Consider the following 12881-nt stretch of genomic DNA (forward strand, 5'->3'; position numbering starts at 1 on the left):
ACTGGTGTCGGCTCTTCCCACCGAAATCAATAACTTCCTGAAAAATCAGCATGGCAACGGTTCCCGAAATCGTTCCCGTAACGCACCCGAACATAAATTAGCTGCGACTCCATCCGAAATGATGCGATACCCTTCGGCCGTAAGGTGTTCGTCGTACGGGAGGAATAGATCTACTCCTAGGTGTGCCTGTTGCCAGAGAGCAAAACCATCGAAGTATGGAATGCCATGCCGATCCAGCAGTTCACGAATGAATCGAGGATACACATGGTTGGCGGGGTCCGGCATCGCGATGATATCACGGACCGGGAAAATGACCACGTAGACATTAAATCCAGACTCTTCACCCAACTGTTTTATATCCCGATAGAAATCATCGACAGCTTGCCACGCTTCCGGCACTAACTGCCCCGCTAAGAATTTTTGATATTCAACATCGTATAGATGAACGCCAGAATCTGGCGGGGTGAAATAGCGACGGGCCTGTGTCAGCGCAGAATTGGCAAGCACAGAATGATTCCTCAGCCAGCGAACTGCACGAAGCCAGGGAGCGTCGCTTGCCGGATTATCATCTCCATCCCAAGCAAAATGTCCATCGGCAGTTAAGAGTGGGGGATCGGTTGGGCGAGGTGGATGGTTCATCATATGATCATTCCAGTACAGCCCATGAATGACCACTCGAGGCTTCAGCCCTAGCCCCTTCTCTTTCAGAAGATCGAGCTCATGAAACACGCTGTAACTGGTTGTCCCTGCATTAATGACCTGAAATGTTGAGCCAAGTCGTCGCTCAAGCACAGACGGCCATGTTTCATGGTCGGCCACTCCATAACCGAACGTAAAAGAATCACCGAGGGCAAGAATCCGGAACGATGCCATGCCAGTGGTCACAGGCATACTGCTCGTGCGAAAACCAAGCGTGTCTATAGTTGCCGCCTGATCTTTAGTATAGGCCACTTGGTTCGGACGCAATGTAAATCCACGCACCGCATGCGCCTGATAGCGGACTTGCGGATAAATTCTCTCTTGAGGTAACTGAATGAAAAAACGAGCGATGCCTTCGGCCACAGCCACTGACAGAGAAGTGGAGGCGATCAATAATACCAAACTAAATGCCTGTAAAGACCGTCGCGGCAAGGGATTACCCATGGGAAGAAATCCCTTTAGAACAGGGTATAGATGAATGGGGCGACAGCAGAGCCCTGGGTGAGAACGATCAATGCGCCTAAAAGAAGCAGCACCATAATGATCGGAAGCAACCAGAACTTCTTTCGCTCTTTCATGAAGGCCCACAACTCTAACACAAACTCGCCCATCACAATTCCTCCTTCGGCTAAAACTGATTCTTCATGTGAAACCGAGACCGTGGTGGACGTATTACTCGATAGGTATCGGCATCTGGTACTAGCACCCGGTGCATGGGATCCTTCCCGGAAAGTCGCATGATCACGCCCATGGGAGTAATCAGCCCATAGTAGATCACTCCCAAAATGATCCTGGTGTTGACAAACCCAAGGACATGCCCGATTTTCATCCAGATACGATGGATGTGCTTAAGACTCGACGGAAGAGCCAGCCCAAGTCCGACAAGTACCCCCCCGACGGATACCGCCCATATCCTTGGAGAATCTCCTCTGACAAAGATTGGCCACAATCCGATGATCGAGAAAATTCCTCCGACCATTAGTCCAAATATACGAAGCTCTTTAGTATTATCTTGCTGGATCATGAAATCGCTTCCTTCCTAATCTAACTCAAACTCCCTCTTCCAATCCGTATCCCCCTCCAATGGCTTTTGCTCCGTCTTCAGCAGTACACAATTCTCCAGGACGAGCACATCCATTTCTGTTCGCATAAAACAGCGGTAGGCATCTTCAGGCGTACAGACAATCGGCTCGCCCCGCACATTAAAAGAAGTATTCACAAGTACACTGTAGCCGGTCTTCGCTTCAAAAGCTTTCAACAAGTTGTAATAGCTCGGATTCGTCTCATGATGGACCGTCTGTATGCGGGCCGAATAATCGATATGGGTGATGGCGGGCATGTCGGAACGCGGAACATTGAGCAAGTCGATACCCCACAATGATTTGTCCTCTGTCCGAAGAGGAATCCTCCTCTTCTCAAGAACAGGAGCGACAATCAGCATATAGGGACTGTCCGAGCTTAAATCAAAATACTCCGAAACCCGCTCTCTTAGAACGGAAGGGGCAAACGGCCTGAAAGACTCTCGATACTTGATCTTCAGGTTCATCACCGATTGCATCTTGGGGCTCCGGGCATCTCCAAGAATGCTTCGTCCCCCAAGTGACCGAGGCCCAAACTCCATTCTGCCCTGAAGCCAGCCAACCACTTTTTCAGCCGAAAGCTCCTCAGCAACACGCTTAAACAACTCATCGCCATTGAGCCGAACATATGGAGCGGCCTGCTTCTTCAAAAACTCTTCCACTTCCTCGTTTGTAAATGAAGGGCCCAAATAACTCCCCTTCATCCTGTCACTACCGTTACGGCTAGGCCGTGGCTGCTCATCGTATTGATGCCACGCCGTGAGGGCGGCGCCAAGCGCCCCACCGGCATCTCCAGCGGCAGGCTGAATCCATAGACTCTTGAATGGCCCCTCCCGCAGAATACGGCCATTACCAACACAGTTCAGCGCCACACCGCCTGCGAGGCAGAGATTCTCGACACCTGTTTCACGATGCAACGTACGACTCACGCGGAGCATGACTTCTTCTGTGACTTCCTGAACCGATCGGGCAAGATCCATCTCTCGCTGTCCCAGTTTACTTTCTGGTTTTCGAGGCGGCCCTCCAAAGACGTCATCGAACTTCCCCCCCGTCATCGTAAGACCTGTGCAGTAGTTGAAGTAGTCCATATTGAGCCTGAAGGTGCCGTCTGGCTTCAGGTCAATCAAATGTTCGTAGATAGCCTTTACATATTTGGGCTCGCCGTAAGGAGCCAACCCCATGACCTTATATTCACCTGAATTGACCTTGAATCCTGTGTAGTAGGTAAATGCGGAGTACAACAGACCCAGCGAATGCGGAAACGGAAGCTCCCACAAGGGCTTCAACGAACGCCCTTCGCCGAGCCAAGCCGATGTTGTCGCCCACTCCCCCACTCCATCCATGCAAAGGACAACCGCCGTATCAAACGGAGACGGATAGAATGCCGACGCGGCATGTGATTCGTGATGCTCCGAAAATAACACCGGCGGCAAGTCAGACTTCTTTCCTTCAGGCGACAAGGCAAGAAACTCCTTCTCAAGAAGGTTCCTCAGGAAAAGCTTTTCTTTCAGCCATACGGGCATAGCAGCGACAAAGGACTGTAGCCCCTTCGGCGCAAAAGCCAGATAGGTTTCGAGCAGGCGCTCAAACTTCACCAACGGTTTATCGTAGAAAACGATATACTTAAGATCCGTCAGTGAGATATTACCCGCCTTGAGACAATATTGGACGGCTTCATGAGGGAAACCAGGATCGTGCTTCTTCCGCGTAAACCGTTCTTCTTGCGCAGCCGCGATAATTTCCCCATCTCGAATGAGACAAGCTGCGCTGTCATGATAGAAGGCTGAGATTCCTAGGATATGGACACTTTGCATAATACCGCCTCTTATTAGAACAGGTGAGACCAACACCAGAATGAGCTTTATACTTCAAACTCTCCAGGACATCAGCGCATGAGGAAGATACGTTACCAGATCAGAGGTTACTAAAGTGAGCACCTTCTCCGACTGGCACAGGTCTCCCTAGATAGCGCTAGGTACGCCCACGAAAAAGCTCAACTCGTCTTTTTTCAACTATACCGAAAGCGTTTAACTAGCTTGGGGAAGATTGAAGATAACACCGTGCCATGCTCCATAGGCCCTAGCACGAAACGCGCCGACACACGACGACCAGCCTGAATCTTTCGCCGCTCGCGCCATATGGAAGGAAGCGCCTTTAACGCATCTCTCTTAGCATGCCACACGATCCAACGGCGCCAGTATAGCGCGAACCAGAGAACCGAACCAATGTTTACAAGAAAATGGGCGGGCAAATAGATCCAAAAATAAGGAGAAGGCATATTCTTAAAATAGGTCCAGACCATGTTTCGTTGTGCGTGATAAACAGAAAAGTCACTGCCTTTGCCTGCAATGGCAGAACCGACATGGCGAACTATTGCATCACGGAGGAATCGGCAGCGACAACCCTGCAATCGCAAACGAAAACCGAGATCGACATCCTCATGGTAGCAAAAATACCGCTCGCTAAAACCGCCAGCCTCTACGAAGACCGTGCGCCTGTAGAATCCGGCGCCACCGCATGGGGCAAAAACATCTTGAATATCTGGTGGGAGTCGAGAGACTAACTCACCCTGATATCGTGGCCATGCAACCCCATCAACGCGATAGCAATCTCCCGCCCCGTCGACGATGCCGGATCCGTCGGCCCGAACCATACATGACGCGAACGTGTCAATTTCAGGGTTTTGCCTTGCACTTTCGTCAAACACTTGGAGCCAGCAGCGATCGGGAAACGCATCGGGGTTGAGCAAGGCAATCCATTCGCAGTCGGGAACTAGCTCGACTGCTAGGTTATTTGCCCTGGCGAAACCAAGATTCGCATTGAGCCGGTGAAATTCCATCCATGGGAAATCGACTTGGCAACGATCGAGTGAGCCGTCGTGACTGCCATTGTCCATCACCAACACACGCGCTGGCCTCACAGATTGCGCTTCAAGCCCTGCCAAGCACTCATGCAGCATATCGCCGGCATTGTAGTTGACGACAATGACTGCTACTCTGCTCATATACTTTCCCCTGAGACCAATCTTCCCGCCGCCTGAAACAACTGAACTCACCCGCTTCATCGCAACTAAGACCCAGCAACGGACAATTTCCGAGTCAGCCCTTCAGAGTTGTGGACTCTCACGGGAATCCAACCCGGGCGAGATCAGCCGATCAAGAAATTCGCCCTTACAGCATCATCGATAATAAACTTCTGCGATTGCCTTCGCTTGTCGGCTTCGAGGAATCGAATCCTTAACTTTATAAGAGAAGTTTGGATTATTGACTTTCTCCACTATATCCGAAGTCCATTTCTCGCCCTTCGACTCAGCAATGGTCTTGAGTAAACTATTCAGTTTCCTTGTAGCGTTCTTTGACCCAGTATGCTCCAACGCCCACGCTCGCGGCGTGAAACGCCGATACCCTTCCAGCATGTAGTCGATCTTTGCGTGAAGGTCCTGGAACGACGACAAGACTCCTGTCCGCTCATTGATTTTCCCTCTAGCTCCACCAATGAATTTCTCATACAGGATTGCGGGAACATCTGAGAATAAGGCTTCAACGATCGCCCTATTACTCCCCTCCTTTTCAGACAGCAACAAGAAAACTTTTGATTTTTCGAGACAGTCGGCGACTTCACGGGCTGGTATGTTTTTCTTAATCTCCAGCTTTACATGCGAGAGGTCATACTCACTCATCTCTGAAACGATGTCCTTGTCGGTTCGACCGCCCCAATCGACTCCGATCAGCAAAAGAGAAAGCGGACGATGCCTCACGCGGCACAACGCTTTAAATAGCTGCCGGTGATTTTTATGCTTCGCCCAATTGGCGACCATAACCAAATCATATTCCTTCAAGGGCTTCTCTTGCCTTGGGGCAAACAGTTCCGAGTCGATCCAGTCGGATGAGCCTAAACCAATCGGAATGAGATTACTCTTCAAGCCAGAAATGAAATCTAAATCATTGTTCTCAGGACACTGAACGATCACTTCATTTAGGAAAGAGACGAACATAAGGATACTGGGGTCACAATATCCCGCCCAGCAGGGCTCCAAAACCACGTAATAGTCTTTCATGATCCGGTTAAGGTCAAAGAGGGCAATGAACAAATCAAACTTCTGGCTATACTCCAGCACTAAAACACCCTTCTCACCCTCAGACGACGGCTTGAGTACAATGAAATCACGAAACATTGAGTCGAGATTAAACGCCTCGCCTAAAAACCGTTTTTTACACAAGGCAGGGGCCTCGCTATCCAGGAAAGCCTTGACGAGTCGACTTTCACTCCCGCTTCTCCGCGAGATAAAACCGGTCACGATTCGATATGCGATGGAGCACAACAGACCTACTCCGGAAACTCTATACACCCAGCATAAATTGGAGATGCCCTTATATTGATCGAAAGCCAAGAGGCACAAGCCACGCACAAGGAAAAATGATCCGACCACGGCTCTGACTAGCCATAGCTGGAAAAGCTTTTTCTGCAAGTCGGCTATTGCTGTAAATCCAGGGCTACCCAGCACAGTTCTTTCTCCTCTGGCTATCGTCCATTTACAGGGCGTCGAAGAACCTATGAAACTAACTGCAACCGAGCTGAAACAGCTTTTGCGTAATGATCCGGCAGGTACATTTGCCTGACGCGATCTTGAGCCGCACGCCCCAACTTCAGCCGAATATCTTCATTGCTAATGAGCAGCGCGACTGCGTCTCTAATCGCCCCAGGATCCTTTGGTGGGACTAAAATCCCTGTTTCCATATGTTCGATGTAATCCTCGGTTCCGTTCACCCTTGTGGCGATAACTGCCTTCCCAAGCGTCATGGCCTGAAGCACAACGCTCTGACCTATCGAAATCATTCGCTCCTCAAGCGGAACGACGACAGCCAGACACTGAGCCATTAACGACATCAGCTCACTGCCAGGCATGTCATACTGGATCTTCACGTTTGAAGGAAGGCCGTTCGGATCGAGGCTCCATCGAGAAGCCACGATGAGCAATGGCACGTCCAACTGCCTGAACGCGCCGAGAAGCGTACCATAATCACGAAACGTCCGCCCGGCGGAGAGGACAACACCATCGTTTTTACCACTTCCCTGCTCTAACAGACGAGGATCGGTATGAAGCGGTATGTAGTGAAGCTTAGTACTGGGCCACCCGAACACCTTCTGGTAATAATAGCTTTCAGCACGAGAGGAACATACACACAGATACACAGAGGAAAAACACCACCGCATGAAGACGTACTTCAACCTTGAGAATACACTCTCATCTTTCTCTCTCATGATGAATTGCAGAATGACGTGCCTAGGCCGACGGGAACAGGTTAACGTTTGAATAAATGCAACGAGAAACGACTCAAATCCGCACTCAAATGTGAGAATATTGCGATACCGATGCCTTGAGCCCAGCACGACGGAGAAGACCTGAGCCACAAATACAACGAACCGAAAGGAAAATACACTGGTTAACCTTCCACCCTTGAGCAATATCTTCTTGTGGTCGAGCTGACACCTGGCTGGATCATGTTCAATGTGCTCCCACCACCATGGCTTCTTATCGTCGAGACCGCTTGTGAGCACGAGTGTGCGAAAAGGAGAGGTCATCGTGCCCCTATCATCTGACGGCTCAATCGTTTATTCCAGATCATTCAGCTTTCTCACCAACTCTTAATTTTATCTCGCACGATGAAGACCTCACCGTAACCAGCATCGCAAACTCTCATCGAGACAGAGCGCCTAATCACCTGACGCTCCCATCCCCGAATCCTGAGTTTCTCAAGGCACAACCATGCGGCAGCTTGCTCCTGGATCAAATCCATCCATTCAAGTAGTACCAAATCAGCGCGGCATATTCAGAAAAGGCCAGATCGGAACACTCTAAATGCACCGGCGACGGAAAATATTGAGTGGCCAGCGAATTGCGCCGAGTCAGAAAATGCGTCGGCATAGGCAGAGGAGCTGCTCCAACCTTCCGGAATGCCCCTATCGCCCTTGGCATATGCCCCGCCGAGGTGACGAGCAGAAATGGCTTCTTCCCGAGAACAGGAGCAAGGTGCCGCGCGCTTTCAAAGGTACTGAACGAGTCGGAGTCGACGCGAACCTGCCCAACAGGGATTCCAGATGACACGAGCACGTCACGCATGATCGTAGCCACTTCCCCTGCCCCGCTAATGATCACCGTTGAACTCGGCGCGGATCGAAACAGTTTCAGCACTTCGAGCAAGCGAAATGCGGAGGCACTATTAACTTGGCTGCTCAAGGGATGGTCGGAGTCATACTCGGCATACCCGGTGAGCACCGCAATCGTGTCTGTCTCTTTCTGCTCCAATATCGTCGCTGGGGGAATCTGGTATTCAAGAGAACCAAGCAAGAAGAATGAAACTGGGCCTGCCCCAAAAATAGCGTATGTCGCCAGCGCGACAGCCCCAACTGAAACACCCCACCGCCGTGCCGGACGAATACAGGCTAGAACGAAGCCAGCAATCAAGCCTATCGTAACGATACTCGAGGGCATGACCACATACTTGACAATACCCTCAAGTACAACCATTCCTCTCACCTAAGCAGCAAAGCTTCCCTCATTATCGTCAACCTTTACTAACGTGACTCCACATTTCGCGACGTTATAAAATGGCGTTGCATGATGGGATGGGCTGAGACCGATCATGCTCTCTGCAACCACAGCGACTATCTCTATGAGCGGAAGGTCCTCTGCGAAGGTCAGACAAAGACGTCCGCGGCCTGAAATGTCGCACCACCTGCGTCCTTGGAGGATACGATAGGTGGCCCATCGATCGGCCACTTGATCCCTAACATTTTGTCGTTCCAGACAATGCACCGTTCATTTTCCGGCGACCAATAGTCCGTAGTTTTATACAGAACCTCGGCATGGTCCGACATTACGGCGAATCCATGGGCAAAACCCTCAGGGACCCATATCTGCTTCCTATTCTCGGCACTCAGGATATCTCCAACCCAATGCCCGAACGTTGGAGACCCCTTGCGAAGATCCACCGCCACATCGAAAATGACCCCAGATATGGCTCGAACCAACTTTCCCTGTGGCTGTCGTATTTGATAGTGCAGACCTCGTAGCACGTTCTTTGAGGAATAGGAATGGTTATCCTGAGCAAACGCAACCGGTCTACCAATAGCCTTTTCAAATGCTCTACCGTTAAAACTTTCAAAAAAGAAGCCACGGTCGTCCTCGAAGACACGAGGCTCGACCACCAATACTTCCGGTATGGCGAGCGGAGTGATGTGCATAACTAAACCCGCACCTTTCATCTCCCATTCAAGGCAAGATCAGACAAATCCTAATACTAACGACAGTCCAAGCCGGCGCGTCAGAATAGCGGCTCTTTTAATACCTGCAACAAATAGCGGCCATACTCGTTTTTCACGAGAGCCTGCGCGAGCTTTTCCAATTGAGACGCATCTATCCATCTGCTCCGATAGGCGATTTCTTCGGGGCACGCCACCTTGAGCCCCTGCCTCCGTTCAATCGTCGCAATAAACTGACTGGCCTCAAGCACCGACTCGTGAGTGCCGGTGTCCAACCATGCGTAGCCGCGACCCATGATTTCGACGTGGAGATTACCTTGCTCCAGATACAATTGGTTGAGATGGGTGATCTCTAGCTCTCCCCTTGCCGAAGGCTTCAGGTGTTTAGCCAATTCGACGACATGGTTATCATAAAAGTAGAGACCTGTAACCGCATAGTTTGACTTGGGAACGGCTGGCTTCTCTTCAAGATTGATCGCATGCCCTTTGCTGTCAAATTCAACCACGCCATACCGCTCAGGATCGTGCACATGGTAGGCAAACACGGTAGCCCCGCCGCTCCGCTGCATCGCACGACCCAATAGCTGAGGAAAATCATGCCCGTAGAATATGTTGTCTCCAAGCACAAGGACGGACGGCTCGCCGGCAAGAAACGATTCGCCGATAATGAAGGCTTGCGCCAAACCATCAGGGGAAGGTTGCACGGCATAATTGAGATTCACGCCCCATTGCTCACCGCTTCCCAGGAGTTGTTGAAACCGAGGCGTATCTTGCGGTGTTGAGATAATGAGGATGTCACGAATCCCCGCAAGCATCAGCGTACTGAGCGGGTAATAGATCATTGGCTTGTCGAAGATCGGGAGAAGTTGTTTGGACACGGCCAAAGTTGCAGGATGGAGCCTGGATCCCGTACCACCGGCCAATATAATGCCTCTACGTTTCATAGATCACCTTGTAGGGCCAGCTCTTCGATGAGTCTCCTGACCTGGATATGCCAGTCAGGCAGATGCACATCGAACATACTGGTGAGTTTTGACACGCTAAGTCGTGAGTTGTGCGGCCGCTTTGCAGGCAAGGGATAGGCCTCCGTTTGGATCGGATAGATCTCTTCGGGGATGGTTTTCAGAATGATCCCCCTCTCTCGTGCCACGGAGATCACGTATTGCGCATAGCCGTGCCAACTCGTTTCACCTTGCGCCACCAAATTATAGGTGCCCGCCACATCTGTATGGTTCTTGCTGTGCACAGCCCGATGAAGTGCAAGAGCCGTGACATCGGCGATCAGCTCTGCACTAGTCGGCGCGCCATGCTGATCGGCAATCACGTTGAGCTTCTCCCGTTCCTTGGCAAGGCGCAACATCGTCTTCGCAAAGTTTTTCCCACGGGCGGCAAAGACCCAGCTGGTGCGAAAAATCATGTGCTTCGCATGGCAATTCCTGATACGTTCTTCTCCTGCCAACTTGGTCCGTCCATAGACTGAAAGCGGGTTGGGAAGATCGCCCTCCTCATATGGCCCATTTTTCGTACCGTCAAAGACATAGTCTGTCGAATAATGCACCATCCAGGCATTGAGCCGGCTAGCCTCTTCAGCAAGCACACCAACGGCTTCAGCATTAATCCGATATGCCTTCTCCGGGTCTGACTCTGCCTGATCCACGGCCGTATACGCTGCTGCGTTCACGATGACATCCGGCTCGTGACGGCGGACCCACCCACGCACAGCCTCCGAGTCTTCCAAGTCCAGCTCATGTTGTTCAGATGCGACGATGTCGCCCACAGTCAGCAACGAACGCTGCAACTCCCAACCGACTTGCCCCTCTTTTCCAAATAATAGAATCTTCATGCGCTGTAGTGCTTCTCCACCCATGAGCGATACGTCCCGCTTGTCACATTCTGAACCCACGGCTGGTTATCCAGATACCAGCGCACGGTTCTTCGCATACCGGTCTCGAACGTTTCAGCAGGCTTCCAGCCCAGTTCCCGATCGATTTTCTTGGCATCGATCGCATAGCGACGGTCATGACCAGGACGATCCTTCACGAAAGTAATCTGCGCCTGATAGCTTTTCCCATCACTCCTAGGTCTAAGCTCATCCAATGTTCTGCAGAGAGTATGCACCACTTCCAGATTGACCCTTTCGCTTGCTCCCCCAATATTGTAAGTCTCTCCTAGGCGTCCCTCCTCCAACACCCGTCGAATTGCGCTACAATGATCCTCAACAAAAAGCCAATCCCTAACCTGCTGACCATCGCCATACACCGGCAATGGTTTCCCCGCCAGCGCGTTGTGAATGACCAGAGGAATCAGCTTTTCAGGGAATTGAAATGGACCGTAATTATTCGAGCAGTTCGTCGTTAAAACCGGCACTCCATAGGTATGGTGATAGGCACGGACCAGGTGATCGGATGCTGCCTTGCTTGCCGAATAGGGACTATTGGGTTCGTATCGACGATCTTCCGTAAAGGCTGGCTCATCACGATCGAGCGAACCATAGACTTCGTCGGTCGACACATGGAGGAACCGGAACAGCGCCCGATCTTCCATCGAGAGGCCACCCCAGTACTGACGCACCGCTTCGAGCAAACGGAACGTGCCCACGATGTTGGTCTGAATGAATTCTTCCGGCCCATGGATGGAGCGGTCCACGTGACTCTCCGCCGCAAAGTTGATGATGGCGCGTGGACTGTGCCGGGTAAGTAGCTGGGCCATCAGCGCGCTGTCACCTATATCTCCTCGAACAAACTGATATCGCGCATCTCCTTGCAGTGGAGCAAGGCTCTCAAGATTGCCGGCATAGGTCAGTTTGTCGAGGTTGATGATCGCTTCATCATGCTGGCGGAACCAGTCCAACACAAAATTAGCGCCGATGAATCCGGCACCACCGGTCACTAGAATGCTCACGCGCTTCCCCTCTCTTTTACGCTATGTCCGTTAACTTTCGTCGCTGCATTCTCTAAACAATGGAAAGGCGCGCTCGGCGACCTCTCAATTGTTGAACATGGTCAAATTAATATACGGCATGGGCCGATCTTCATTAAAGCGGCTGGCCATCCATATTCCTCCTGAGTCAATCTCCTAGTGGGAGCCCCCCCACGTTCTCAACCGATCTTCGGTATATAGAGTGACCGCTTCATACCCGCGCTCGGAAATATGGCTCCCGTCTGACTGGGCAAACTCCTTGCGCCGTGTACCCTGTGAATCCGCAAGCACCGCTTCCAGATCAAGCAGCAATATTCCCTGACGAGTCGCCGTCTCTTTAATCCAACGATTTGTCTCTATTACATGACCGTTGATGTAATCCTGATAACTTGACTTCCCGAGGATCCTTCCAATCATTGACTCCAATGCTTCTAGCCACCCATCCTTGGTCCGGATGGTCACCTCTGTCGCGAGGATAGGACTGATCCCCGATTTCTTGGCCAGCTCCACCATGGCCAGCATGCTTTCCCTAGTCCGCCGCAATGTCTGGTCAATCTGTGCTCGATCAGATCGAAACACGTCATTGATAAACCCCCAAATGATCACCGCATCAGGCTTTAACCCTGACAGGTCTCCCTCGAAGCGAGCCAACATCTCAAACGACTGTTGCCCACTCACACCCTTGTTCACCATACTGTAACCGGCAACCGGTCGCTTTGGATCCCAGCCTCCGGCATATGAAGCCCCAAAAACCACAAGAGTTTTTGAACCCACCTCTGCCTTATCCATCCCCGCGCGCCCCCCTAGGCTACCCAACTCAACCCCGCTCACCGCTATTGGGATCAACGAACTCATCGCAATAACAGCCACAGCCCGTGCATATCGCTGTAGCGGAACCAATAGATGAATTCGGCTCTTCAT

13 protein-coding genes are annotated in these 12881 nt (G+C 51.3%); all 13 read right to left on the bottom strand.

Annotated features, from left to right (window positions below; genetic code table 11):
* Nucleotides 1-45: 45 nt before the first annotated feature.
* Complete coding sequence (locus tag Q7U76_06220) at nucleotides 46-1143, bottom strand: GDSL-type esterase/lipase family protein (GenBank protein ID MDO8355967.1); 1098 nt, start codon at nucleotides 1141-1143, stop codon at nucleotides 46-48.
* Between the two features lie 14 nt (nucleotides 1144-1157).
* A complete protein-coding gene (locus tag Q7U76_06225) occupies nucleotides 1158-1310 on the bottom strand; it encodes a DUF5989 family protein (GenBank protein MDO8355968.1) in 153 nt (50 codons plus the stop codon).
* Nucleotides 1311-1327: 17 nt separating this feature from the next.
* Nucleotides 1328-1723, bottom strand: coding sequence for an SxtJ family membrane protein (locus Q7U76_06230; GenBank protein ID MDO8355969.1), 396 nt, complete (start codon nucleotides 1721-1723; stop codon nucleotides 1328-1330).
* A 15-nt stretch (nucleotides 1724-1738) separates the two neighbouring features.
* A complete protein-coding gene (locus tag Q7U76_06235; protein MDO8355970.1) occupies nucleotides 1739-3592 on the bottom strand; it encodes a carbamoyltransferase in 1854 nt (617 codons plus the stop codon).
* A 194-nt stretch (nucleotides 3593-3786) separates the two neighbouring features.
* Nucleotides 3787-4782 carry a glycosyltransferase family 2 protein gene (locus Q7U76_06240; GenBank protein MDO8355971.1) on the bottom strand — a complete coding sequence of 332 codons (996 nt, stop codon included), beginning with the start codon at nucleotides 4780-4782 and terminating at the stop codon, nucleotides 3787-3789.
* Between the two features lie 174 nt (nucleotides 4783-4956).
* On the bottom strand, nucleotides 4957-6282 hold the full coding sequence (locus Q7U76_06245) for a glycosyltransferase (protein MDO8355972.1): 1326 nt from the start codon (nucleotides 6280-6282) through the stop codon (nucleotides 4957-4959).
* A gap of 47 nt (nucleotides 6283-6329) precedes the next feature.
* Nucleotides 6330-7040 (bottom strand): glycosyltransferase family 4 protein, encoded by a 711-nt coding sequence (locus Q7U76_06250; protein ID MDO8355973.1) that lies wholly within the window; start codon nucleotides 7038-7040, stop codon nucleotides 6330-6332.
* A 526-nt stretch (nucleotides 7041-7566) separates the two neighbouring features.
* Entirely contained in the window at nucleotides 7567-8307 is a 741-nt protein-coding gene (locus Q7U76_06255) for an ElyC/SanA/YdcF family protein (protein MDO8355974.1), read from the bottom strand.
* 170 nt (nucleotides 8308-8477) lie between these two features.
* Nucleotides 8478-9023 (bottom strand): dTDP-4-dehydrorhamnose 3,5-epimerase, encoded by a 546-nt coding sequence (gene rfbC, locus Q7U76_06260; protein MDO8355975.1) that lies wholly within the window; start codon nucleotides 9021-9023, stop codon nucleotides 8478-8480.
* Nucleotides 9024-9103: 80 nt separating this feature from the next.
* Entirely contained in the window at nucleotides 9104-9985 is an 882-nt protein-coding gene (gene rfbA / locus Q7U76_06265; protein MDO8355976.1) for a glucose-1-phosphate thymidylyltransferase RfbA, read from the bottom strand.
* Complete coding sequence (gene rfbD, locus Q7U76_06270) at nucleotides 9982-10884, bottom strand: dTDP-4-dehydrorhamnose reductase (protein MDO8355977.1); 903 nt, start codon at nucleotides 10882-10884, stop codon at nucleotides 9982-9984. Before rfbD ends, rfbA begins: the two co-directional genes overlap by 4 nt.
* Nucleotides 10881-11942, bottom strand: coding sequence for a dTDP-glucose 4,6-dehydratase (gene rfbB, locus Q7U76_06275; protein MDO8355978.1), 1062 nt, complete (start codon nucleotides 11940-11942; stop codon nucleotides 10881-10883). The genes rfbD and rfbB overlap by 4 nt, the downstream gene beginning before the upstream one ends.
* A gap of 174 nt (nucleotides 11943-12116) precedes the next feature.
* Nucleotides 12117-12881, bottom strand: coding sequence for a GDSL-type esterase/lipase family protein (locus tag Q7U76_06280; GenBank protein MDO8355979.1), 765 nt, complete (start codon nucleotides 12879-12881; stop codon nucleotides 12117-12119).

Source organism: Nitrospirota bacterium, assembly GCA_030645475.1.
Classification (GTDB): Bacteria; Nitrospirota; Nitrospiria; order Nitrospirales; family Nitrospiraceae; genus Palsa-1315.